At 67.5% G+C, this 24,711-nt stretch carries 19 protein-coding genes; 9 read left to right on the top strand and 10 right to left on the bottom strand.

Annotated features, from left to right (window positions below; translation table 11 throughout):
• Nucleotides 1-7: 7 nt before the first annotated feature.
• A complete protein-coding gene (locus EYE40_RS06410; RefSeq protein WP_130981172.1) occupies nucleotides 8-1,627 on the bottom strand; it encodes an ABC transporter substrate-binding protein in 1,620 nt (539 codons plus the stop codon).
• A gap of 123 nt (nucleotides 1,628-1,750) precedes the next feature.
• On the opposite strand from EYE40_RS06410, the gene EYE40_RS06415 reads away from it, so the two are divergent.
• The 6 genes from EYE40_RS06415 to EYE40_RS06440 all read left to right on the top strand — a co-directional run bounded on the left by EYE40_RS06415 (nucleotide 1,751) and on the right by EYE40_RS06440 (nucleotide 8,176).
• The gene (locus tag EYE40_RS06415) at nucleotides 1,751-2,311 is read left to right on the top strand and encodes a TetR family transcriptional regulator (protein WP_130981173.1); all 561 of its coding nucleotides are present in this window, start codon (nucleotides 1,751-1,753) and stop codon (nucleotides 2,309-2,311) included.
• A gap of 40 nt (nucleotides 2,312-2,351) precedes the next feature.
• Nucleotides 2,352-3,212 (top strand): hypothetical protein, encoded by an 861-nt coding sequence (locus tag EYE40_RS06420; protein ID WP_130981174.1) that lies wholly within the window; start codon nucleotides 2,352-2,354, stop codon nucleotides 3,210-3,212.
• A 130-nt stretch (nucleotides 3,213-3,342) separates the two neighbouring features.
• Nucleotides 3,343-4,629 (top strand): HNH endonuclease, encoded by a 1,287-nt coding sequence (locus EYE40_RS06425; protein WP_130981175.1) that lies wholly within the window; start codon nucleotides 3,343-3,345, stop codon nucleotides 4,627-4,629.
• Between the two features lie 144 nt (nucleotides 4,630-4,773).
• A complete protein-coding gene (valS, locus tag EYE40_RS06430) occupies nucleotides 4,774-7,395 on the top strand; it encodes a valine--tRNA ligase (protein WP_130981176.1) in 2,622 nt (873 codons plus the stop codon).
• Nucleotides 7,395-7,949 carry a GNAT family N-acetyltransferase gene (locus tag EYE40_RS06435; RefSeq protein ID WP_130981177.1) on the top strand — a complete coding sequence of 185 codons (555 nt, stop codon included), beginning with the start codon at nucleotides 7,395-7,397 and terminating at the stop codon, nucleotides 7,947-7,949. Before valS ends, EYE40_RS06435 begins: the two co-directional genes overlap by 1 nt.
• On the top strand, nucleotides 7,949-8,176 hold the full coding sequence (locus EYE40_RS06440) for a hypothetical protein (protein ID WP_130981178.1): 228 nt from the start codon (nucleotides 7,949-7,951) through the stop codon (nucleotides 8,174-8,176). The genes EYE40_RS06435 and EYE40_RS06440 overlap by 1 nt, the downstream gene beginning before the upstream one ends.
• A gap of 31 nt (nucleotides 8,177-8,207) precedes the next feature.
• On the opposite strand, the gene EYE40_RS06445 is transcribed toward EYE40_RS06440, so the two are convergent.
• The 5 genes from EYE40_RS06445 to EYE40_RS06465 all read right to left on the bottom strand — a co-directional run bounded on the left by EYE40_RS06445 (nucleotide 8,208) and on the right by EYE40_RS06465 (nucleotide 12,651).
• The gene (locus EYE40_RS06445; RefSeq protein WP_130981179.1) at nucleotides 8,208-9,533 is read right to left on the bottom strand and encodes an MFS transporter; all 1,326 of its coding nucleotides are present in this window, start codon (nucleotides 9,531-9,533) and stop codon (nucleotides 8,208-8,210) included.
• Nucleotides 9,533-9,742, bottom strand: a complete 210-nt coding sequence (locus EYE40_RS06450; protein WP_130981180.1) for a hypothetical protein — start codon at nucleotides 9,740-9,742, stop codon at nucleotides 9,533-9,535. The genes EYE40_RS06445 and EYE40_RS06450 overlap by 1 nt, the downstream gene beginning before the upstream one ends.
• Complete coding sequence (locus EYE40_RS06455) at nucleotides 9,739-10,401, bottom strand: ArsR/SmtB family transcription factor (RefSeq protein ID WP_130981181.1); 663 nt, start codon at nucleotides 10,399-10,401, stop codon at nucleotides 9,739-9,741. The genes EYE40_RS06450 and EYE40_RS06455 overlap by 4 nt, the downstream gene beginning before the upstream one ends.
• A gap of 64 nt (nucleotides 10,402-10,465) precedes the next feature.
• Complete coding sequence (locus tag EYE40_RS06460; RefSeq protein WP_275669397.1) at nucleotides 10,466-11,689, bottom strand: APC family permease; 1,224 nt, start codon at nucleotides 11,687-11,689, stop codon at nucleotides 10,466-10,468.
• A 143-nt stretch (nucleotides 11,690-11,832) separates the two neighbouring features.
• The gene (locus EYE40_RS06465; protein WP_130981183.1) at nucleotides 11,833-12,651 is read right to left on the bottom strand and encodes a methyltransferase domain-containing protein; all 819 of its coding nucleotides are present in this window, start codon (nucleotides 12,649-12,651) and stop codon (nucleotides 11,833-11,835) included.
• Between EYE40_RS06465 and EYE40_RS06470 the strand changes: the two genes are divergently transcribed.
• A complete protein-coding gene (locus EYE40_RS06470) occupies nucleotides 12,650-14,674 on the top strand; it encodes a M3 family metallopeptidase (protein ID WP_130981184.1) in 2,025 nt (674 codons plus the stop codon). The two genes, EYE40_RS06465 and EYE40_RS06470, sit on opposite strands and share 2 nt — an antisense overlap.
• Here the strand turns inward: EYE40_RS06470 and EYE40_RS06475 are convergent.
• Nucleotides 14,671-15,444 carry a hypothetical protein gene (locus tag EYE40_RS06475; RefSeq protein ID WP_130981185.1) on the bottom strand — a complete coding sequence of 258 codons (774 nt, stop codon included), beginning with the start codon at nucleotides 15,442-15,444 and terminating at the stop codon, nucleotides 14,671-14,673. The two genes, EYE40_RS06470 and EYE40_RS06475, sit on opposite strands and share 4 nt — an antisense overlap.
• A 19-nt stretch (nucleotides 15,445-15,463) precedes the next feature.
• Nucleotides 15,464-16,480 (bottom strand): LLM class flavin-dependent oxidoreductase, encoded by a 1,017-nt coding sequence (locus tag EYE40_RS06480; RefSeq protein ID WP_240034736.1) that lies wholly within the window; start codon nucleotides 16,478-16,480, stop codon nucleotides 15,464-15,466.
• 119 nt (nucleotides 16,481-16,599) lie between these two features.
• Here EYE40_RS06480 and EYE40_RS06485 point away from each other — a divergent pair, with 119 nt between their 5' ends.
• Complete coding sequence (locus EYE40_RS06485; protein ID WP_130981187.1) at nucleotides 16,600-21,345, top strand: carboxypeptidase regulatory-like domain-containing protein; 4,746 nt, start codon at nucleotides 16,600-16,602, stop codon at nucleotides 21,343-21,345.
• A gap of 57 nt (nucleotides 21,346-21,402) precedes the next feature.
• On the opposite strand, the gene EYE40_RS06490 is transcribed toward EYE40_RS06485, so the two are convergent.
• Both EYE40_RS06490 and clpX read right to left on the bottom strand, forming a co-directional pair.
• Nucleotides 21,403-22,587 carry a benzoate/H(+) symporter BenE family transporter gene (locus EYE40_RS06490; protein WP_240034737.1) on the bottom strand — a complete coding sequence of 395 codons (1,185 nt, stop codon included), beginning with the start codon at nucleotides 22,585-22,587 and terminating at the stop codon, nucleotides 21,403-21,405.
• A 110-nt stretch (nucleotides 22,588-22,697) separates the two neighbouring features.
• Nucleotides 22,698-23,975: an ATP-dependent Clp protease ATP-binding subunit ClpX gene (gene clpX / locus EYE40_RS06495; RefSeq protein WP_130981189.1), complete on the bottom strand. Its 1,278-nt coding sequence runs from the start codon at nucleotides 23,973-23,975 to the stop codon at nucleotides 22,698-22,700.
• Nucleotides 23,976-24,121: 146 nt separating this feature from the next.
• Here clpX and EYE40_RS06500 point away from each other — a divergent pair, with 146 nt between their 5' ends.
• Nucleotides 24,122-24,709 (top strand): hypothetical protein, encoded by a 588-nt coding sequence (locus tag EYE40_RS06500; RefSeq protein WP_130981190.1) that lies wholly within the window; start codon nucleotides 24,122-24,124, stop codon nucleotides 24,707-24,709.
• The last annotated feature ends 2 nt before the right edge of the window (nucleotides 24,710-24,711 follow it).

A 24,711-nucleotide genomic window follows, 5' to 3' on the forward strand; every position in this document is an offset into this window, starting at 1 on the left:
ATCGCGCTTATTCAGCACCAATCGAGGCACCGTAGAACAAAGGGCGTCCGTACAGGTCGAAGGTGAGCCCCTTCACGGTGTCCGAGTAGCCGGTCAGCAGCGAGGGCACGTAGATCGGCACCATGAGGTGCTCCTTCGCGTTCCACTGCTGCACCTGCTCGTAGAGCCCGGTTCGAACGGACTCGTCGCTGGTCGCCACGGCGTCATCCAGCAGCTGGTCCAGCTCGGGGTCGGAGACCGTCGACGCATTCTGGAAACCGCCGGTGTGGAAGTGGCTGCGCAGACCGTCGGCGTCGACGTTCGCGAAGCTCCAGTCGGTCAGGTCGTAGGTGCGCGGACCGTACTGTTCGTTGTACGCGGCCGGCTCGAGCGCTTCACGCTTGATCTCGAAGCCGATGTCCTTGAGATCCGACTGGATGACGTCTGCCAGCGCAGCCCGATCGTCGGGGATGGGTGTGTACGCGATCCATCGGGCGCTCAGGCGCTTGCCGTCCTTGGTGCGGTACCCCTCGGAGTCGCGCTCGGTCCAGCCGGCCTGGTCGAGAAGCTCGCCGGCCTTCTTGGCGTCGTACGGCCAGGAGCCCTCGAGCGACTTGTCGTACGAGTTCGGGGTCGTCGGTCCGAGAACGCTCCAGGCGCGCTGGAACTGGCCGAAGAAGATGCTGTCCACCGCGGAGTCGATGTCGAACCCGATCGAGAACGCCTCGCGCACGAGCGGGTCCTTGAAGACCCCGTAGGACTCGTTGACGTGGATCGAGTACGGGATGCCCGGGTACTCGGCCGACTTGACCGTGAAGCCGTCGCCGACCTGGTCGATCGTGTTCGGGGTCAGGTTGGTCGCGATGTCGACTTCGTCGCTCGTGAGGGCGCCGGTGCGCACGCTCGTTTCGGGCAGGATGCGGATCGTGAGGTCCTCGATGTCGGATGCGCCGGTGTGCTCGGCGTTCTCCGGACCCCAGTTGTAGTCGGGGTTCGCGGTGTAGACGAGCTCCTGGTCGGGCACGTACTCGGTCAGGATGAAGGGACCGGAGCCGACGGTGACATCCGGCCCGCCCGTCTTCAGCTTGTCGGCGCTCTCGGTGAGCACCTTCGGCGAGTAGAAGCCGAGCAGCGAAGTGCTGGCCGCCTGCAGGAAGGGAGCGTAGGGAGTCGAGAAGTTGACGCTGACTGTGTACTCGTCGTCGACGGTCGTGTCGACGTACGCGGCACCCGCACCGAGCATGCTCGCGGCGTGCGCCGAAGCGGTCTCCTCGGCGGTGATGTGGTCGAAGTTAGCCTTGACGGCCTCTGCATTGAACGGTTCGCCGTCGGTGAAGGTGACGTCATCCCGAAGCTGGAAGGTGTAGTGCAGCTGGTCGTCGGAGATCTCCCAGGACGTGGCGAGCCACGGCACGAAGCTGCCGTCGGTGTCCTGCGCGACCAGCGAGTCGAGAACGTTGCGGCCGACGAGTGCGCTCACGTCGAGCTGGCTGGAGTGCGGGTCCATGTGGCCGGCGCTGAGGTTGGCGCCCTCGATGGCGAAGGTGAGCGACTGCTCGACCGGGCCTGAGGGTGCGGCACAACCGGCGAGGAGCGCTGAGGCCGCGATGACAGAGACTGCTGCGCCGAGGCGCCGTGATGTGAGCATGACTTCTTTCGGGAATCTTCCGTGGGGTGCGTGATCTATCCTACATAAATAGACTCAGTCCATTAATCATTCCCGGAGTTCATAATTTCTGTTCGTGGCCGCCCTCTCGCCTCCTCCCGCGCGATGCTGCAGGAGGCCGCGTTCGAGCTGTTCCTGGAGAACAGCTACGCGGGAACAACCGTCGACCAAATCGCACAGCGGGCGGGTGTGAGCCGCAACACGTTCTTCAACTATTTCCCCTCCAAGAGTGACGTCTTCTGGGTCGACCTCGACGAGAGCCTGGGGCTGCTCATGGAGTCCCTACGTGCGTCGTCGACCGACACCCCCGTGATGTCTGCAATTCGGGATGCCCTGCTCGCCGTCGCCTCCGACTTCGGCCCCAACCGCGTGCCGTGGGCGCTGACGCAGTACTCGATGATCGGCAGCGTGCACGAGCTGCAGGCCTCCGCAATGAGCCGCCTGTCGGCCCAGGCGCACGTGCTCGGATCGTTTGTGGCCGACCGCCTGCCCGCCGGCGCCCGCGGTCTGGGACGCGCCGCGAGCTTCGCCGCGTTCGGCGCCGCCGTCGCCGCAGCGCAGGACTGGGCCAACGCCGGCACCACCCGCGGCGAGTTCGGACCGTACCTGGATGCGGCGGTCACGCCCGTCTGCCGCGGCTTCCAGGGGGCCATCGACGCGCTCTAGCGTCGGTGTTCTTTCATGAGCCGCCCCTAGAATTGCGGCCATGAGCGACGACAAGCCCACACCCGCCGACCCCGAAGACACCCCGACGGAGCGGTTCACCGTTCCAGGGTCGGAGCAGCCCTCGTCGGAGCAGCCGTCGTCTGGGCAGCCGTCGTCTGGGCAGCCGTCCGCCGACCTGCCGACCGAGCGGTTCGACGCCCCGCCTGGTTCCGACCTGCCGACGGAGCGATTCGACGCCCAGCCTGGTTCTGTGGATGCGGGCAGTTACGACGCCACACGTATCTTCCCCGCGGCTCCCACGCCCGCGGGCAACGATCGCCCCACCGAGCTCATCCAGCGCTCCGGTCCGCCCCTGCCGCCGGCCTCGGCGAGCGCGGCCATCGCAGAAGCCCGTGCCGAGCCGAAGTCGCGCGCGCTGATGTACACGCTCATTGCCATCGCCGGAGTGCTCCTTGTCGGCATCATCGTGCTTCTCGTTCTCACGCTCTCCCCGGGCACCGGAACACCGGAGGCGACTACCACGCCGACCGCCGCACCGACCGTGACTCCCACGCCTGAGGTGACCCCCACAACGGAGCCGACCCCCGTCGAGTCGGTCGCTCCACCTGCGGCGCCCGGACCGGTCTTCGACGCGTTCACCGCCCCGGAGTCCGCCGGTTGCGTCGACGGCGACATCACACGTCCGCTGCTCTTCACCTGGGCCGGATCGGGCGCCGAGACCGCCTACATCGGCATCGCGACCACCGACGCGAAGGCAGCCCCGTATGAGTCGGATCTGCCCACCACCTTCCGCTACGACAACCTCACCTTCGACTGCACCCTGGCCAGCCAGGTCTACACGGTCACCCTCGAGGATGCCGCGGGGCTGCTCACGCACCGCACGGTGACAGTACTCAAGTAGTCGTACGGGAGGGCTCTGGGGAGTGTCTCTTGTCCTCCCCAAAAAATCTTTGAAGAAACTTGTTCACAGTGGGCCCGTTTTCCGGTGGATAACCGCCTCTGGTGTCGGTGGGGTCCGATGGACTTTCCGCATGACATTCCTGGCCCCACCTGAGCAATTCACGCCGAGTGAATCGCTGACTCGTGGTGCCGTCGAACGCGTGGTCTCCGAGTCGATCGACGCGGTCATCGGCATCGACAACGTAATCGCCATGCTGCAGGCCCAGCGGGTCACGGCCCTTCATCAGGCGGTCGTCTTCAACGCCCTGCTCGACGACGAGCCAGGGCCGGGTTCATCCCTGCGGCTGCGCTCCCTCCGAGCCGAGCTTGCGAGCGCAACACGCATCCCGGAGCGAACCGCCGAACGACAGCTCGCCGAGGCCGAGATGCTGGTGAATTCGCTGCCCGCGACTTTCGAGGCGCTCAGCACGGCCGCGATCAGCGAGCGGCACGCGCGCGTCATGGTCGATCAGACCTCCTGCCTCGATCCGGCCGACATCGCGGCCCTCGAGGAAGTGGCGCTCGCCTTCGCCGAACGGCTGACCGCGGCTCAGTTCGACCGCAAGGTCCGCAGCCTCCGCGAGAAACTGCACCCCGAGACCATGGTCGAGCGGCGCGTTCGCGCAGAAGCCGATCGCGAGGTGGAGCTGTGCCCCGACCGCGACGGAATGGCCTGGCTGAACGTCTACCTACCCGCCGCAGACGCTGTCGCCATCTTCCAACGACTCACCGACCTGTCCGCGACGGTGCCCGCTGACCCGCGTACCCTCGCACAGCGCCGGGCAGACGCGGCTCGTGCCCTGCTCCTGCGTGGCGAGACGCCCGGGTTCGACCCTGCCGACCCGGGCAGTTGGGCGGGCGCGACCCACCCGGTTCCGCGCGGAGTCACCGCCCGCGTTATGGTCACGGTCCCCGCACTCACACTGCTGCGGCAGTCAGATGAGCCGGCGACGCTCGAGGGTTACGGTCCCATCGACGCCGACATGGCCCGCCAACTGACCTCAGAGGCGCCGAGTCTCAGCCGGTTGCTCACACATCCCGAAACGGGTGCGGTGCTCTCGGTCGGCAGGGACAGTTATCGAATACCCGAGGTGGTGCGCAACTGGCTGCGGGCCCGAGACGGCACCTGTCGTTTTCCCGGCTGCTCGCAACCGGCGATGCGCACCGAAATCGATCACACTCTCGGTTGGGCCGAGGGCGGCGGCACCGATCACGACAATCTTGCCTGCCTGTGCCAGGGGCATCACACCCTGAAGGGCGAGACGGCGTGGAGTGTGCGCCAGATTCCGGCAAGCGCGACGGTTGCTCCCGGCACCCTCGAGTGGACGAGTCCGCAGGGGCGCATCTACCGCACCGAGCCCGAGCTGCGCCTGAGCTAGGGCAACTCTCCATCTCGGCCGCTCGGCCGCTCGGCCGCCCGGCGCAGCACCCCGGGTCCAGCCCGCTCGGTTAAGCTGGATGCACCACACACTCAGGCACCTCTCCACCGACACGGTGCCGCATATAAGGAAAACGGAGTTCCCATGTCATCGAGCGCCTTCCGCCGTCCCATGCCCGAGAAGCCGGCCCTCGAAGGGCTCGAAGCAACCTGGGGTCCGGTATGGGAGGCCGAGAAGACCTACGGCTTCGACCGCGCCTCTGCGACCCGCGAGAACATCTTCTCGATCGACACTCCCCCGCCGACCGCGTCCGGCAGCCTGCACATCGGCCACGTGTTCAGCTACACCCACATGGACCTCATCGCGCGCTACCAGCGCATGCTCGGCAAAACGATCTTCTACCCGATGGGCTGGGACGACAACGGCCTCCCCACCGAGCGTCGCGTGCAGAACTACTACGGCGTGCGCTGCGACCCGTCGCTCCCCTACGTCGAGGGCTACGTCCCGCCGCTCGAGGGCGGCGACAACGCGTCCTCCAAGGCTGCCGACCAGGTGCCCGTGAGCCGCCGCAACTTCATCGAACTGTGCGAGCGCCTCACCGTCGAAGACGAGAAGCAATTCGAGGATGTGTGGCGCATGCTCGGGCTCTCCGTCGACTGGACGCAGACCTACCGCACCATCGGCGACGAAGCCCAGACCGCGGCGCAGCGAGCTTTCCTGCGCAACATCGAGCGCGGCGAGGCCTACCAGGCCGACGCCCCGACGCTGTGGGACATCACGTTCCGCACCGCCGTCGCGCAGGCCGAGCTCGAAGACAAGGAACAGCCCGCCGCGTACCACCGCCTCGCCTTCCACGGCACGCCGACGGCGGAGAACCCGAGTGGTGACATCCACATCGAGACCACCCGCCCCGAGCTGCTCGCCGCGTGCGTCGCCCTCGTCGCGCACCCCGACGACGAGCGCTACCAGGAACTATTCGGCAGCACCGTCACCACCCCGCTCTTCGGCGTCAAGGTGCCGATCCTCGCGCACCACCTCGCCCAGAAGGACAAGGGATCGGGCATCGCCATGATCTGCACCTTCGGCGACGTGACCGACGTGGTCTGGTGGCGCGAACTCGACCTCCCCAATCGCACCATCATCGGCGCGGACGGACGCATCCTGGCCGAAGGCCCCGAGATCCTTTCCGACGAGGCCCGGGAGATCTACGCGGAGCTCGCCGGCAAGACCGTGTTCAGCGCCAAGGCGAAGACCGTCGAACTTCTAAAGGCGAGCGGTGAGATGGTCGGCGACGCCCGTCCGATCACCCACCAGGTGAAGTTCTTCGAGAAGGGCGACAAGCCGCTCGAGATCATCTCCACCCGACAGTGGTACATCAAGAACGGCGCGCGCGATCCCGAACTGCGCGAGCGCCTGCTGCAGGCCGGCAAGGACATCGGCTTCACCCCCGACCACATGCGCGTTCGCTACGAGAACTGGGTCGGCGGCCTTACCGGCGACTGGCTGATCTCTCGCCAGCGCTTCTTCGGCGTGCCCATCCCGGTCTGGTACGAACTGGACGCCGAGGGCAACAAGGGCGCGGTCATCGTTCCCACCGAAGACCTGCTGCCCGTCGACCCCGCCGCCGACGTTCCCGCCGGATACAGCGAGGCCGACCGCGGCATCACCTTCGTCGGCGAGGTCGACATTATGGACACCTGGGCCACCTCGAGCCTCACGCCTCAGATCGCCGGCGGCTGGGAGCGCGACCCCGAGCTGTTCGACCTGGTCTTCCCGTACTCGCTCCGTTCGCAGGGCCAGGACATCATCCGCACCTGGCTGTTCTCCACGGTGCTGCGCGCCGAGCAGGAGCACGGCAAGGTGCCGTGGGCGAACGCCGGCATCTCCGGTTTCATCGTCGACCCCGATCGTAAGAAGATGTCCAAGTCGAAGGGCAATGTCGTGACCCCGGCCGCGATGCTCGAGGACCACGGATCCGATGCGGTGCGCTACTGGGCAGCATCCAGCCGACTCGGCACCGACGCGGCCTTCGACCCGCAGAACCCCAAGCAGATCAAGATCGGCCGCCGACTCGCCATCAAGGTGCTCAACGCGGCCAAGTTCGTGTACAGCTTCCCTGTTACGGGGCAAATATCCGAGGACTCAATATTTGCGGCCGGCATCTCCCCGTTGGCTGAAATCTCCGAAGCGCTCGACCTCGACCTGCTCGCCGAGCTCGACCGCGTGATCGGCGTCGCGACCACGGCATTCAACGAATTCGACCATGCCAAGGCGCTCGAGGTCACCGAGCACTTCTTCTGGGTCTTCTGCGACGACTACCTCGAGCTGGTCAAGGAGCGCGCCTACGGCTCGTCCAGCGCGGAAGGCCAGGCCAGCGCCGTACTCGCGCTGCGCGAGGCGGTCGACGTGCTGCTGCGGTTGTTTGCGCCGTTCATCCCGTTCGCGACCGAAGAGGTCTGGAGCTGGACCCACAACGACTCGGTGCACACCGCCGCGTGGCCCACGCCCCGCGGTGACGCCACACCGACCGGCCTCCTGCCCCTCGTGAGTGAGGCCCTCATCGGCATCCGCCGCGCCAAGACCGACGCGAAGGCGTCGCAGAAGACCGAGGTCACTTCCGCCACGATCAGCGGACCTGCCCTGCTCGAGCAGGGACTCGATGACCTCAAGGCCGTCGGCCGCATCGCCGATGTCACATTCATGGTTGCCGACGAGATCTCCGTCACCGACATCGTGCTCGCCGAGGTCACACCCGAGGCAAGCTGATGAGCGACCTGAACGATCTCGCCGCCACTGCTGCGGAAGCGCCTGCGGTTCGGGCGATCCGTCCCGGCGACAAGGTGCACTGGGCCCGTCTGTTCGTGGCCTATGGGGTGTTCTACAAGACCGCGTTCACGCAGGAGATCGTGGACAACGTCTTCGAGCGCCTGATCGGGCATTCGGGCGAGATCGACGCGCTGGTGGTAACCGACTCAGACGATCGACCGATCGGCTTCGCGCACTTCCGCCTGCAGTACGACACCTTCACCGGCGGCCCGGGGTGGTTCCTCGACGACCTGTACGTGGATCCCGCAGCGCGTGGCGCGGGTGCGGCTACAGCCCTCATCGAGACGCTGTCGGAGCTGGCCACCGCGAGCGGCGGCGGCACCCTCCGCTGGATCACGGCCGCCGACAATGCCGCGGCGCAGCGCGTGTACGACCGGGTCGCTACCCGCACCAGCTGGGTCACCTACGAAAAGGTGCTCGCGACAGATCCCCTCGACGACCAGCCCAGCACGCACGACCACCACCACGACCACAACAGCCAGGGACACAACTGATGCAGCTCGGAACCCGTTGGGCGGTCGGCGCGACGCCGCCCGCGACCCTTCCTGAAGCGGTTGTGCTCGCGGTGCGCGACGCCGAGGCGCAGCTCGCCGAGGCTCCCACCGAGCAGTGGCGCTGGACGCTCACCTGGCTCGAGGGACGTCCCGTTGTGCAGCTCGACGACGGCACCACCATTCGCGTGGGGCACGACGGCGCGGTCGCGACCACATACGAGGACTAGAACGCGAGGTTTGCTGGAGCGGCCACCGCAGCTAGAGCGGCTCGACCGGTTCGACGCGCGGCTGCGGTTCGGCGGCGACGTCATCCTGAGCTTCTGCAGCGGCGTCTGAAGCGGGCGCCTCATAGGGCTTCTGGTCGCTCGACGACAGCATCAGCCGGGCGGCGACCAGCACGACGATCGCGCTCAGGCCTCCGCCGACCCAGAACGGCAGGCGCAGGTCGATGCGGCTGAGGAATCCGCCGAGCACGGCCGCGATCGGGAACAGCCCCCACGTGATGGTGCGGATCATGCCGATCGTGCGACCGAGCAGCGGGCCCGGGATGAGCTCCTGGCGCAGCGAGCCATAGGACACGTTCCAGACGGAGATGCCGAACGCGCTCAACGCGTAGAAGAAGACGGCGATCCAAACGTTCGGGCCGAAACCGGTGAGCGCCATCGCGATGCTGCTGACGAGTGTGCCTAAGAACATGACCCGGCCGCGGCCGATCTTCTCGACGAAGAAGCTCGCGAGCAGGGCACCCGCAATCGCGCCCACGCCGACACCGGCGGTCGCGAAACCGATCGCCCAGATGGGCACGCTGAGCGTGTCGAGCAGGAACAGGATCGACGTCGCCTGGGCGAGCGTCAGCATCAGGCCGATGAGCGCGGTCGCCGCTATGAGGTTGCGCAGGAAGCGATGCCCCAGGAGGAAGGACATCGCCTCCCGCACGTCTGCGCCGGCCGTGGCCCGCGCCTCGCCGGCGGCCGGCTCGGCTCGCAGCGCACGCGCCGCCGAGGCCGGCAGCAGCAGGGCGAGAGCGCCGGCCACCGCGAAACCCGCGGCCGTCGACCAGATCGGGATGACGATCGCGACGGCGAACAACACACCCGCAATCGGTGTCGCGACGAAATTCTGTACCAGCGTGTCCGCGGCCTGCATGCGGCTGTTGGCGCGCTCGAGGCCGCCCTTCGGCACAACACTGGGCATAACGGCGATCGTCGCGTTGTCGTAAACGGTCTCGGCGAGTCCGAACACGAGCACTGCGGCGTACAGCCACCAGATGGTGATAGCACCGGTGGTGATGAGGAGGGCGATCGCGATCGCGGCGAGCACCCGCAGTCCGTTGGCGACGGCCATGGCGTAGCGACGGTCCACGCGGTCGACGATCACACCCGACAGCACTCCGAACAGCAGCCAGGGCACAAAGGCGAGGGCGCTGATGCCCGCGATGAGAACGGGATCCTTGGTGAGGGTGGTGGCGATAAGCGGGATCGCGGTGCGACCGAGGCCGTCAGCGAGGTTCGAGGTGACCGAGGCGGCCCACAGCTTGCCGAAGTCCCGGCCGAGCGGGAGCTTCGGCGTAGCGGGAGCAGTCATCAGCGCTGCGGCTGCACGAAGCGCAGGGCGGCGTGCTCGCGGTGACGAAGGCTCGCGGCGTTCGCGACGAGGCGCGCCTGCTCGGCGTGGTCGATCGTACGCTGGAAGCGGGTCTCCGCCCAGGCGAGCAGGGCCACGGCGAGGCCGGTTGCGAGCCATGCCGCACCCTGGCGGCGGGAGCGAGTGAACTCGATGGTGATGGTGGTCATGATGGGACTTCCTTGCTTGTCGTTTCAGGAACCTGCGTGCCGTCGATGACGGGGAACACGTTGATGTGTGTCTGAACGGGACGGGCGCCGGGAACCTTCTGGCCCCGGTACGCGACGACGAACTCGTCGAGCACGCCCTGCAGGCGGGTCGAGAGGTCTGAGGCCTGTTCGCGTGTGAGATTCAGGTTGGACATGGAGACGACCGAGGCTTCCATCCACGCCTGCGACAGCACATCGTCGCCGTTGTTGAGGAAGTCATCGAGGACGATCCGGCGGTTGACCATCCACTCGCGCAGCACGAGCTTGCTCGCCGCGCGTTCGGACGGCGTGGACTCCTCGCTCGGACTGCCGACCATGATTCCGCCGGGAACCCGCTCCCACCAGCGCTCGCGACCCGTGCCGCGACCCTGCACCTCGCGCACGAACTTGTGCTTCTCGAGCTGGCGCAGGTGGTAGCTGGTCGCACCGCTCGACTCGCCAAGGCGCTCGCCCAGGCCGCTCGCGGTGAACTCGCCATAGGTGGAAAGGGTGTCGAGGATCTTCACGCGCAGCGGGTGTGCCAGCGCCTTCAGGCCCTCCATGTCGACAATGCGCGCCGGGATGTCGACCGTCGCCTGTGTGGACGGGGGCGGAAGCTCGGGGGTGCTGTCGTTGCTCATAATGCAAAGATACGCTTGCAAAGCTTTCTTTGCAAGCACTTCTTTGCAACTGTTTCTTTGCAGGTTAGGAGGAGGCCCGCAATCGAATGAGCCGATAGACGACTCCGGCCACCAGAACCAGCACTCCGCCCGCTATCGACGGCCAGGGCAGCGTGGCAGCGAGCACGGCGCACAGCACTCCCCCGAGCGCGGCGATCACTCGCGGGTAGCGTCGGTCCGCCGCCGGCTGGCTGAGCGCGGCGACGTTGGCCACGAAGTAATACACGAGCACCCCGAACGATGAGAACCCGATCGCGCCGCGTAGATCCAGCGTGAGCACGAGCACGACGACCACGACGGTGAGCAGCAGTTCCGCGCGATACGGCGAACGATATTCGGGATGCACCCCCGCAAGCCATCCCGGCAGATCGCGCTCCCGCGCCATCGCCAGGCTCGTGCGTCCGATGCCCGCCATCAACCCGAGCAGGGCTCCGAGCGCGGCGATCGCCGCCCCCGCGCGGACCACCGGAGCCGCCCACGCGAACTGGCCGACGGCGGACGCCGCGAGCGGTGCGGCGTCACCGGCGATGCCCCCGGCTCCGAGCGACCCGAGCAGCACAACGGCAACCGCGGCGTAGACCAGAACGGTGATACCCAGCGCGATCAGAATGGCGCGCGGGATCGTGCGCGCGGGATTCCGCACCTCCTCCCCCAGCGTGGCGATGCGCGCGTACCCGGCGAATGCGAAGAACAGCAACCCGGCGGACTGGAGAATGCCGTAGGGACCGGAGCTGAAGAGCTCGTGCTGGAACGACACGGCCGGCACCGCGGAGGCCACAGCCACCGCCAGGACCAGCAACACGATCACCACGATCACACGAGTGAGTGCTGCGGTCTTCGCGATGCCGCGATAGTTCACGATGCCCAGCACGACGACCGCGATCGCCGCGAGTGGCCGCTCCCACCCGGCGGGTGCCGCATAGGCGGCGAAGGTCAGCGCCATGGCCGCGCAACTCGCGGTCTTGCCCACGACGAAGCTCCAGCCGGCGACGAAGCCCCACCACTCACCGAGCCGCTCCCGCCCGTAAACGTAGGTGCCGCCCGAGGTCGGGTACACGGCGGCGAGTTGCGCGCTCGAGGTCGCGTTGCAGAACGCGACGATCGCGGCAATGACGAGGCCGACGAGCAGCCCCGATCCGGCGGCCTGTGCGGCCGGGGTGAACGCGGCGAAGACGCCCGCGCCGAGCATCGACCCGAGACCGAGGAATACGGCGTCGCGCGTTCCGAGCCGGCGGTCGAGGGAGGTCACCCGGGCAGGATACGCCAGCGGGGTAAACGAGTATTGACTAACCCCGGCAGAGCACCACGCCGTGCGGCTGTATTCGTGGCCGCAGCGCAGCTAACCCCGGCAGAGCACCTCGCCATGCGGCTGTATTCGTGGCCGCAGCGCAGCTAACCCCGGCAGAGCACCTCGCCATGCGGCATGGCAAGCCAGCCGTCGGGAGCCTCGGCCCACGACCGCCACGAACGGCTGATCTCCTCGAGTTGGTCCTGCGTCGCCGCACTCTTGCCGAGCGCGTCACCGGCAAAGGCGGACTGCAGCACCCGCGCCTCCCACATGCTCCCCCACCACTCGCGATCGGTTTCGTCGGCGAAGTTCCAGACCGAAGCGCTGCTCTCCACCGAGCTGAACCCGGCTTCGAGCGCCCACGCCTTGAGCAGACGCCCGGCGTTCGGCTCGCCACCGTTGCCGCGGTGCACCTGCTGGTAAATGCGCATCCAGAGATCGAGGCCCGGCAGCTCGGGGTACCAGATGGTCCCGGCGTAGTCGACGTCGCGGGCAGCCACCACCCCGCCGGGCCTCACGACCCGACGCAGCTCGCGCAGCACCTCGACGGGACGCGCGACATGCTGCAGCGTCTGGTGGGTGAACACGATGTCGAAGCTGTCATCGTCGAACGGGAGCGCGTAGGCGTCCCCGACGAGGAATGACAGGTTGGGTTCCTCGAACTGACGAGCCTGCGCGATTACGTCGGCCGAGGCATCCAGACCCACCACAGAACCCGGGGCGAGCCGACGTGCGAGGTCGACGGTGATCGTGCCCGGGCCGCAGCCCACATCGAGCAGCGAGAGGCCGGGTGTGAGCGAAGGGATCAGGAACTCGGCCGAATTCTCGACGGTGCGCCACGTGTGCGACTTGAGCACCGACTCATGGTGGCCGTGGGTGTATTTCTCAGAAGCAGTCACCCCCAAAGAATAGGCTGGACGCATGACGAATCCCTTCTTCGAACCGAGCACGCTGCCCTACGGACTTCCGCCCTTCGCCGAGATCACCGACGAGCACTACCGCGAAGCCTTCGACAAGGGCTTCGAGGAGCAACTGCGGGAGATCGCGAACATCACGCGCCGCCGCGACATGCCGACCTTCGAGAACACCTTCATCCCGCTCGAGCAGAGCGGACAGCTGCTCGAACGCGTCGCCATCGTTTTCTTCAACAAGGCGTCTGCCGACAGCAACGACTTCACCAACGATCTCGAAGAGGAGATCGCGCCCCTGCTGGCCGCCCACTCCGACGCGATCAAACTGGATGCCCAGCTCTACTGGCGCATAAAGACCATCCGTGACCAACTCGAGACCCTCGACCTCGACGCGGAGGCGAAGTACATCGTGACCCGCTACTACGACGAGTTCACGATTGCCGGAGCCGGCCTCGGCGATGACGACAAGGAGAAGCTGCGGGAGTACAACAAGCAGCTCTCCACTCTCACGACGAAGTTCGAGAAGAACCTGCTCGCCGACACCAACGACCTGGCGGTCGCGTTCGACGACGTCGCCGAACTCGACGGGCTCGGCGCGGGCGAGCTCTCCGCTGCGGCTGAGGCTTCCAGAGAGCGCGGCCTCGAGGGAAAGTGGCTCATCACGATGATGAACTTCTCCGGCCACCCCTCGCTCTCCGCGCTCACGAACCGTGACTCCCGCAAGCGCATCTCCGACGCCTCGCGATCGAAGGGATCGCGAGGCAACGAGTGGGACAACTCGCAGATTGTGCTCGACATCACGCGCCTCCGCGCCGAGCGTGCCCGCCTGCTCGGCTACGACAACCACGCCGCCTGGGTCACCGCCGACGAGACGGCGAAGACTCCGGAGGCCGTCGCCGCGATGCTCGGCAAGCTCGCCCCCGCCGCCGCGCGCAACGCCCTCACCGAGCAGAAGGACCTCGACGAGATCGCCCCGCATCCCATCGAGGCGCACGACTGGGCCTTCTACACGGAGAAGGTGCGCCAGGCCAAGTACGACGTCGACACCGCGGCGATGCGGCCCTACTTCGAGGCCGAGCGTGTGCTGCAGCAGGGCGTCTTCTTCGCCGCGACCCAGCTCTACGGCATCACCTTCACCGAGCGTCCCGACCTGCAGTCCTATCACCCCGAGGCCCGTATCTTCGAGGTGCACAATGAAGACGGATCTCCCGTGGGGCTGTACTCGTACGATCTCTACACCCGCGACTCGAAGCGGGGCGGGGCGTGGATGAACTCGCTCATCCAGCAGAACAGGCTGCTGGGGCATCCCACCATCGTCACCAACAACCTCAATGTGTCGAAGCCGGCCGCGGGCGAGCCCACGCTGCTCACCTACGACGAGGTGAACACGCTGTTCCACGAATTCGGGCACGCGCTGCACGGCCTGTTCGCGCAGGTCGAATACCCGAAGGCGGGCGGCACGAACGTGTACCGCGACTTCGTCGAGTTCCCGAGCCAGGTCAACGAGATGTGGATGCTCTGGCCCGAGGTGCTCGCCAACTACGCGGTGCACTACGAGACCGGCGAGGCGATGCCGCAGGAGTTCGTCGACAAGCTGCAGGCATCGAGCGCCTTCAACGAGGGCTTCGGCACCTCGGAGTATCTCGCTGCCGCCCTGCTCGACCAGGCCTGGCACGTGATCACGGCCGATGATGCGATCGAGGATGTCACGGCCTTCGAAGCCGCTGCCCTCGCGAACATCGGACTCGACAACCCGGCCGTGCCCCCGCGCTACTCGAGCACGTACTTCGCGCACACCTTCGCGGGCGGCTACGACGCCGGCTACTACTCCTACATCTGGAGCGAGGTGCTCGACGCGGACACCGTCGACTGGTTCACGGAGAACGGCGGCCTCACGCGCGAGAACGGCGATCGGTTCCGCAACCGTCTGCTCGGCGTCGGCGGGTCGAAGGATCCGCTCGAGGCGTTCCGCGACTTCCGGGGACGCGACGCCGTCATCGAGCCGCTGCTCAAGCGTCGCGGGCTGGGCGACTAGCGCGGGAGCCCGTCGATACCCGCGATCCGCTCGAGGGCCGCGAAGAACACGGCGGATGCCGGGTCCTCGATAACGTGGTGGTTGAGGTAGAGGCTCTCGAGCCAGCGGAGCGCCTCCGGTTCGGACAGCCCCACCCGGCTCCAATCGGTGCCCGGTGCGCCGGACGAGCGAGGCTCCTCCGTGCGCGGGTCGAGCCAGGCGCGGGCGATGGGGGTGTCGGGATCCCCGGCACCCTCCGTCCAGAGCAGCTCGATCGGGTGGTTGTCGCCGTCCGCGTGCTGGTGGTCGACCGAACCGGCACCCAGCCAGGGCAGCATCAGTATCTCGCCCTCGATCTCCACGTCGAGCAGGTCGAGCTGGGCGGGATCGGTCTCGCAGACATAGATCGAGTAGCCGGCCTCCTGCCACGCGGCTGCCTCCTCGGCGTTCTGCTCGAGGCCGGGCATCAGCGCGTGCACGTCCTTCGCGAACGCCGTCGCCCAGGTGAGCAGGGCATCTGCGGCGGTGCGGGGAAACGGCGAGACGTCAGTCGACTCGCCGTCGGGGCGGTGATAGTGCAGGTCGATTCCGTCTGAGCTGACATCGAGGTGGATATCCCCGCGCTCGAAACCGATCGAGACGACGGTCACCTTCGCCTCCTCATCCCACTCGGCGTCGAGTTCGGGGTGTTCGAATCCGCGCGGCAGGCCGAGGCGGCTGGCGGTCTTCTCGCCGAGGTTCAGGACCACCTGGAGCGTGGAGGACGGCAAGCGGGGAAGGTCGTTGTTCACACCGACCAGTCTGACAGCCCTAGCGGGCGAGCGTCGCGACTTCCCTCAGGGTCCGCAGCTTCGTCTCGAGGTCCGGCCCCTGCGGGGCGATGAGCACCTCGTCGGCTCCGGTCGAATCCGCGAGAGCCCGGATGCGCCGGGTCACGTGATCGATATCGCCCACCGCCTGCTGGCGGTTGCGCTCTGTGACGAAGACGGTCTCGGCCGTGGTCCACTCGTGCGCCTCGGCCTCGGCGAGGGACGGGATGCGGGTGGGTCGCCCACCGAAGCGCAACCGCACCGACAGGAGCGAATTGGGCAGAGCGAGGCGTTCGGCCTGCGCCGCGTCATCCGCCACCAGGGCAGAGACGGCGACCATGGAACGAGGCTTTTCGAGCAGGGCGGAGGGTTCGAAACGCTCGCGGTACAGTTCGAACGCCGCGGGGGTGTCGTCGCTGCCGGCGAAGTGGTGCGCGAACGCGAACGGAAGGCCGAGCATGCCGGCCAGCTGGGCGCTGAACCCGCTCGAGCCGAGCAGCCAGAGCTGCGGTGAGTCGCCCGCGCCGGGCACGGCGACGAGCTTCGATCCGATGCCGTTCTCGAGGGGTGGGATGGTGCCGAACCAGGCAAGCAATTCGACGACCTGGTTGGGAAAGTCGTCGACCGAGTCCGGGCCGGCCCCGCGGCGCAACACCGAGGAAGTGAGCTGGTCGGTTCCGGGCGCGCGACCGAGCCCCAGGTCGATGCGGTCGCCGTGCAGGGCAACGAGGGTTCCGAACTGCTCGGCCACCACGAGCGAGGAGTGGTTGGGCAGCATGACCCCACCCGAGCCGACCCGGATGCGCTCGGTCGCGGCGGCGATCGCCCCGATCAGCACGGCGGGTGCCGAGCTCGCGACGGCTGGCATTCCGTGGTGCTCCGCGACCCAGAACCTTTCGTAGCCGAGCGCGTCGGCCACCTGCGCGGTCTGGATGGTCTGGCGGATCGCCTCGGCGTTGGACATGCCCTCGTAGACGGAGGCGAGATCGAGCACGGAGAGCGGGATGGGGGAAGTCACGCTAGGGGCAACCCGCATACCCGCATCGGCTATTCCGCAAACTGAGCAATCACTACTCAGGCCAGCGAAGCGGCCGATCTCCAGACTGGCATCAACCCGTTCACAGCCCGAGGAGAATCATGTCCACCGCCCTTTCCACCCGCCGCGCCTGGCCCATCGTGGCCGTGCTTGCCGCAATCGCCGTGATCGCGAGCCTGCTCGTGCCGATCACCGCGCAGGCAGCACCCATCGCCCTCTCCGGCAGGGTGGCGAGCTCGAGTGGAGCCCTCCTCGTCGGCGTGCCGATATCCGTGGTCGCCCTTGCTGCTCCCACCACCGCTGTCGCCTCGACCGTGTCGAAGGCCGGCGGCTCGTTCACCTTCCCCTCCCTCGCGGCCGGCAGCTACACCCTGCGATTCGGTACCAGCGCCACGACGTTCGAGCAGTACCTCGGTTCTGTGACGCGCATCGACGCCGCCCAGCCGATCACCCTCACCGACGCCGGTTCGCACCAGTCGTGGATCAACGCCACCGTCGCGCTCGGCGGCTCGATCGCCGGCAAGGTGCTGACCTCGACCGGCAAGGCGTTGAAGAGCTACACGGTCGAGGTGCTTGCGAAGAATGCCTCGGGCGCCTGGACGAAAGTGCGTTCCGCGAAGACCGCTGCCACCGGTGCCTATACGGTCGCCGGGCTCGAACCCGCCTACTACCGCCTGCGCGCGGTGGATGTCACGTCCGCCTCCCCCGCGTACGCGCCGCAGTACTCCGGCCCGTCGATCACGCTCGCGGGCGCAACGGAGGTCGGGGTCGCCCCGGCCGCATCCACTGCCTATACCTTCCGACTCGGCGGCGCGGGCAAGGCCTCGGGCACCGTCACGGGAAGCTTCAACGCAAACCAGGTCGAGAAGCTCGCGGGCGTCGTGGTGATGCCGTACCGCCTCAGCGGAACCGTCGGCGCGTACACGTCGGCCGAGAAACTGCCGGTCTCCGCGACGACCACGGCAGCGGGTGGCTACGCCCTCGCCGGGCTCGCTCCGGGCACCTACACTCTCGCCTTCGCACCGCGCACGAGCGCCCCGCTGCCCGCCTCGGGCACCGTCTACGGCAGGGCCTTCCTCGGCGGCGGCACCAACCCGCTCACCGCGTCAACCTTCGTGGTCGGCACCGCGACGAGCGCGACGGCGAAGAACATCCAGCTCTCGGCCGGCGGCTCGATTTCCGGCGTCATCGCGAAGTCGGGTGCGCTGCCGAACCCGGTCATCCCGAACCTCGTCGTCGGCCTCGGCTACGCCTCCGGCCCGGTCGACCAGGTGCCGCTCGCCACCACCACCACCGACTCGTCCGGGCACTACACCTTCGATGGGCTCGCGCCCGGCGACTACCGCCTGATCCTCGGCAGCCTCACCGCGGGCGACACCAGCTGGGTGCGAGCGACGATCACAGTGGTCGGGCTCGGCAACAACGAGGACCGCGACCGTCCGCTCTGGCTGTCGAAGCGGGATGCCGCAGGCCTGCACCCCCTCGCCGGGTTTGTGCCCTCCTTCTCCCCCGGCCTCGGTAGGGTGGGCGGCGCGGCGTCGGTAACGTCCGGCACCTGGAACGCCGGCCCCGACGTGACCTTCGGCTACCAGTGGCTGCGCGACGGCAAGCCCATCGCCGGTGCCACCTCGGCCGGCTACGTCTACACGGCCGGAGACGTGAACACGTCGATCTCGGCGCGGGTCTCCGCTACCGACTTCGCTTACGGAACGGGCAGCTACACGACCTCGGCCACGGCTGACATCGTGGTCGGCACACCCGTACAGACCGCCCCTGGCTCCATCACGGGCGACCGGCACGTCGGCAGCACGCTCACCGCCGTTCCCGCTTCGTTCGCGATGCCGGGGGTTGTCACGAGTTTCACCTGGGTCGCCTCCGCGGTCCCCGCCGGCACCGGAAAGGTCGTCGGTTCCGGCCCCACCCACGTCGTGACAGCGGTCGACATCACCTCGGGGCCCTATCTCTCCGTCTGGGTGGACTACGAGCGCGCGGGGTACGACGACATTCCCCAGCAGAACCTCGATGCCGGCCTTGCCCTGCCCGGAACCATCACCCTGACGAGCGCCCCCAAGGTCACCTCGAAGGGCGGCAAGCTTACGGTCTCGACGGGCAAGTGGTCCGTCATCCCGACCGGCTACAGCTATGTCTGGCACGTCCAGGCGCACCCCGGTGACCCGACGACCGTCAGCGGAAAGACGCTGAGCCTCGCGGGCCGCACAAAGTCACGCATCACGGTCACGGTGACGGCCACCCGCGCCGGCTACCTGGACGGTTCGACAACGCGCACCGCTCGCACCGGTGCAGCTGCAACTGCCAGCGGTTCACTAGCTGTGGGCGGACCCCGCCGAGTCGGTGACTCGCTCTCCGCCCCCTCGCTGCTCTGGACGCCATTCCCCACCACCTACTCCTACAAGTGGCAGCACCGTTCGGGCTCGACCTGGAAGAACATCGCGGGCGCCACGAACGGCAACCTCACCGTTCCGCTGTCCATGCTGGGTAAGAACGTGCGCGTCATCTCGACCGCGTCGAGCCCCGGATTCGCAACCCGATCGGTCACCTCGAAGCCCTCGGGACCGATCGGTGCCGGGCTCGCGCCCGCCATCTCGCTCGCCCCCGGCAAGGGTGTGCTGGTGCTCGGCCCGGTCGCCGTCAACGGCACAGTCGAGGCCAAACCCGGCACCTGGGTACCCGCGCAGTCCTCCAACGGCTACCGCTGGAAGTACGCGACCAAGCCGGGCGGGCCCTTCACCATCATCCCCGGTGCGACGAAGGCAACCCTGACGATCCCCCTGAGCCTCCAGGGCAAGCTTCTTTTCGTGGATGTCACCGCCGCACGCCCCGGACACAAAACAGGCTCAACCACCGTCGCTGCCGGTACCGTCATGGCCGGATTCCTCGCCCCGAGCAAGACGCCCCTCGTCTCCCGGGCGGGCTCTGTCTACAGCGTGTCCACCGGCACCTGGACCCCCACGGCGGTGCAGTTCAGCTACAGCTGGTTCGCCATCGACGAGGGCAACCAGCTCGTCGGGCCGCTCTCCACCACCAACAGCGTCGACGCTTCCGCCATCGGCAATCGCCCGCTCATCGTGAAGGTCGAGGCCTCGGCTCCCGGATACGCACCCGGTGATTCGGGATTCCTCGTGGCACGCGCCGGAACCCTGCACGCCTCCGTGCCGCCGATGATCGTCGGCACGGGAGGCGTGGGCAGCCCACTCACCGCTCCCACTGTCGACTGGGGCAGCGTCACGGCGGTCACGGCCCTGCAGTGGCAGCAGCTCTCGGGTTCGACCTGGAAGAATCTCGCCGGAAAGACGTCGGCGACACTCACCCCGACCCCGGCCATGCTCGGCAGCACGCTGCGCCTGCGACTGGTCGGATCCGCCTTCCGATACGGCACGGTGACGACGTACACACCGTCGATGAAGGTCGTGCTCGGCGCGGCACCCGTCCCCGGTGTTGCAACACCGCCGACCCTCTCGAATGCGCCGCACAGCGGTGAGAAGATCACCGTCGCAGCCGGTGTCTGGAGCGTGCCGAGCGCGTTCGCCTACCAGTGGCGCACCTCGGTTGACGGCAGCGGCTGGACCGTCATCCCGGGCGCGACGAAGGCGAGCTACGTCATCCCGGCGGATCGCTTCGGCTGGCACTACAGCGTGGTCATCTCCGCAAAAGCGGCCGGACGCATCACCGGCAGCACGATCGTCGACGCGGGACCGACCGGCAACGGTCAGCTCATGAACGTCAGCGCACCGAAGGTCACCAAGGTCGGTGCTGCTCTCACGGTTAGTGCGGGCAGCTGGTCGCGCCCGGCGACGTCGATTAAGTACGTCTGGCAGTCGGTTGACCCGTTGACCGGCAACGGCATCGCCGTGTCGAACTCGGCGAGCTACACGCCGGTCGCCGCGGACGCCGGACGGTACCTCCGCGTCGGCGTGCAGGCCGAGCGGGCAGGCTATCTGCCCGGCGTCATGATCGTCACGGCCCAGCTCGGGTCGGCGATCACCGCGGTTACCCCCAGCACCGTCTCGGGCTTCGCGAAGGTCGGTTCCGTGCTCACCGTCACGACCGGCACCTGGAGCGTTGCCGGCACGACCGCTCACTACCAGTGGCTGCGCAATGGAAAACCCATCGCCGGCGCAACCGGCGCCAGCTACACGCAGGTCGCAGCCGATGTCGCCAGGGTCGTCTCTGTGCGGGTCACCGGCGCCCTGCTCGGCTACCCGAGTGCCGTCACCACGATCGCCCGACCGGTGACCGTGAACGCACTGGTGCCGACGGCGCTCACCCTGCCGAAGATCAGCGGCGAGTACAGCTACAGCCACTACGCGGTTGACGAGAAGATCACGGTGTCCGCCGGAACGTGGAACATGTCCGGCCTGGTCTTCGGCTACCAGTGGTTGCGGTCGGGAGCGCCGATCCCCGGCGCCACCGGCAAGCACTACACGGTGCAGGGCGCCGACAATGGCGCGGAGCTCAGCGTGGTGGTCAGGGCGAAACGCGCCAATTACTCGACCGGCAGTGCGACCTCGGCCGCGGTCAGCATCGTGCACACGAGCGGTGACTACATCGTCTGGAATTCCTATCTGGAGATCTCCGGCACCGGAGCGCTGGGCTCGCCGCTCACGTCGAACACCGTCAAGTGGACCGCGCCCACGACCGAGACCTACCAGTGGTTCCGCTATATCGCGGGCAACTCGGTCGCCATCCCCGGGGCGACGGCGAAGAGCTACACGCCCCTCGCGAGCGACGGCACGGTCACGGGAGACGAGGTCTACCTGCGGATCGTCGCGAGCCGTCCCGGGTGGAATGACGGAGAGGCGAACAGCAACCCGATCACGATCAAATAGGGGCGGGATGGCCCGGGCTCACGTCACCATGGGCTCGGGCTGTCTGGTTTCCTGGCGCTAGTCGGCGTCGCTGGCCGCGTCTGTTCGGGAGCGGCGCGTCCACCCCAACCACGCCATAACCACGCCGCCGATGAGGAGGCCCCAGAAGGCCGATCCGATGTTGTAGATCGCGATACCCGACGCGACGACGAGGAACGTGACGATCGCGGCGACGCGATGCTTCGCATCCTCGAGGGCGTTGACCATGCTCGAGATGAGGGCGCCGATCACGGCGAGTCCGGCGACGGCGGTGATGAGGATGCTCGGCGCGGCGCTCACGAGCGCGACGGCGACACCCGATGCCAACCCGAGCGGGATGTACAGCAACCCGTTGGTGAGGGTGGCTACCCAGCGCTTGGCCCTGTCGGGATGCGACTCCTCCCCCGACATGATCGCCGCCGTGATGGCGCCGAGGTTGATCGAGTGCGCGCCGAACACGGCACCGGCCGCGGAACCCAGCCCGGTGCCGACGAGCGCGAAGCGGGGCGGCGGCGGGTACCCGTTGGCCGACAGCACGGTGAAGCCGGGCACGTTCTGGCCGGCCATGGTGACGATGAACAGCGGCAGGCCCAGGCTGAGGATGATGGCCGGGTTGAAGGTCGGCGCGACAACCGCGAGCTGCGGAGCGATGTCGGCAGCGGTGAGCCAGTCCGTTCCCGCGTAGACGACGATCGAGATCACTGCGACGACCATCGCGGCAGGCACGGCCCAGCGCGGAGCGAGGCGGAACAGTACAAGCCAGACCACAAGGATCGGCAGTGCGTACAGCGCGAGGTCCGGATCGGCGATGGCGAGGAACGGCGCGGTGCAGATCGGGAAGAGCACCCCGGCGAGCATCGCGCTCGCAAGCGGCTTCGGAATGCTCGTGATGGCCCGGCCGAGGGCGGGCCACAGGCCGCACAGCGCGATAAGCACGCCGCTCACGATGAAGGCCCCGACTGCGTCGGAGAAGGTGATGCCGCTTCCGGCGGCGGCCAGCAGCACCGCCGCACCCGGGGTCGACCACGCGATGGCCAACGGGATGCGCAGCCAGAGCGCCCCGACCGTGCTGACGACGGCGATCGCGAGGCACAGGGCGAGCAGTCCAGACTCGGCCTGGGCCTCCGTCGCGCCGACCGCGACGAGGGCCGCGATCACGAGCGCGAAGGACGACGCGAAGCCGGAGATGGCCGCGACGAAGCCGGCGAGGATGGGCTGAAGCATGGGCTCGCCTTTCGTTGTTCCAAACATCATATTGGCGGCATGCCGTGCTCACGGACGTTGTGACACGCTCCGGCCGCGCAAAAGGAACTAAAGCCGCGGAAGCGGGGAGGTTACGCGGACTTCTCCACGCGCGGCGCCTCACGCGGCACGATGGTGGGCGCGGCGTTCTCGAGCACGGCGGCGCGAGTCACGATCACGCGGGCGACGTCGTCATCGGAGGGCACGTCGAACATGATCGGTCCGAGCACCTCTTCGAGGATCGCGCGCAGGCCGCGGGCGCCGGTCTTGCGCAGCACGGCGAGATCGGCGATCGACTCGAGGGCGTCGTGCTCGAACTCGAGCTCCACCCCGTCGAGCTCGAACATGCGCTGGTACTGGCGCACGAGCGCGTTCTTCGGCTGCGTGAGGATGTCCATGAGCGCGACCTGGTCGAGCTGGGTAACGGTGGTGACGACGGGGAGGCGACCGATGAACTCGGGGATGAGTCCGAACTTGTGCAGGTCTTCGGGAAGGACCTCGCCGAAGAGGTTCACGTCGTCGCCCTTGGAGTGCAGCGGCGCTCCGAAGCCGATGCCCTTCTTGCCTGCGCGGTTGGAGATGATCTCCTCGAGGCCGGCGAAGGCACCGGCGACGATGAAAAGCACGTTCGTGGTGTCGACCTGGATGAATTCCTGGTGCGGGTGCTTGCGACCACCCTGCGGCGGAACGGAGGCGACCGTGCCCTCGAGGATCTTGAGCAGCGCCTGCTGCACACCCTCACCGGAGACGTCGCGGGTGATCGACGGGTTCTCGGCCTTGCGGGCGATCTTGTCGATCTCGTCGATGTAGATGATGCCGGTCTCGGCCCGCTTGACGTCGTAGTCCGCGGCCTGGATCAGCTTGAGCAGGATGTTCTCGACGTCTTCGCCAACATACCCGGCCTCGGTGAGAGCAGTTGCATCCGCGACGGCGAACGGAACATTGAGGCGCTTTGCGAGGGTCTGCGCAAGGTAGGTCTTGCCACAACCGGTGGGACCGATGAGCAGGATGTTCGACTTGGCGATCTCGACGTCATCCATCACCGCATCGACCGAAGTGATGGTGTTACGGGCGCGCACGCGCTTGTAGTGGTTGTAGACGGCGACGGAGAGGGCCTTCTTGGCGGCCTCCTGGCCGATGACGTACTCCTCGAGGAACGCGTAGATCTCGCGCGGCTTCGGAAGATCGAACTCGCTCGAGGTCTCTTCACCAGCTTCGGCGAGGCGCTCTTCGATGATCTCGTTGCACAGTTCGACGCACTCGTCGCAGATATAGACGCCCGGACCGGCGATGAGCTGCTGCACCTGCTTCTGGCTTTTGCCACAGAAGGAGCATTTGAGCAGGTCGGCGGATTCCCCGATGCGAGCCATGCTGTTCCTCCTCGTGCGTGCCGAATGGTGAATCCGAGCCTAACCTGTGGCACGGACACACGCTCGCACCCTGTGGGGAATCCATTCGGCGTGCCGTTCCGAACTAGTCTTGTCAGGCAACACCAATTCTCGAGCTGGGGGTGACGATGTCGACCAGATGGGCACGATTTGCCCGTGGCTGGGTCGCCGCACTCTTCGCGACCCTCATCGCCGCAGCCAGCCACACCCTCGCCGGCGGTGGCACACCGAACCTCGTCTCGCTCGCTCTCGCACTCGCCTTCTCGGTGCTGGTCTGTGTTGCACTCACCGGACGCTCGCTGTCGCTGCTGCGTACGGGCCTCGCCGTCGGGGCCAGCCAGGTTGGTTTCCACCTGCTGTTCGCGACACTCGGTGGGGCGACCGGTACCGTTCTCTCCAGTGGTGGCCACAATCACGCGGGCAGCATGGTCTTCGACGTCGCCTCCTCCCCCGTGCATCACACCAGTGTCTGGATGTACCTCGCCCACGCCTTCGCGGCGATCGCCACCATCGTGGTGCTGCGCCGCGGTGAGGCGGCATTCTGGGGCATGCGGGCGACTCTCGCCCGCTTCCTCGTCACGATCCTGGCCGGGATCACCCGCGTGCCGATCCTCGTCCCCCGCCCCGCCCGCATCGAGCTGTCCGTCCGCGCCCCGCGGCTTTTCCTTTTTCTGACCGGTTCACTGCAGCACAGGGGTCCCCCGGCTCTCGCGTAGCG

It is taken from the genome of Glaciihabitans arcticus (genome assembly GCF_004310685.1).
Classification (GTDB): Bacteria; Actinomycetota; Actinomycetes; order Actinomycetales; family Microbacteriaceae; genus Conyzicola; species Conyzicola arctica.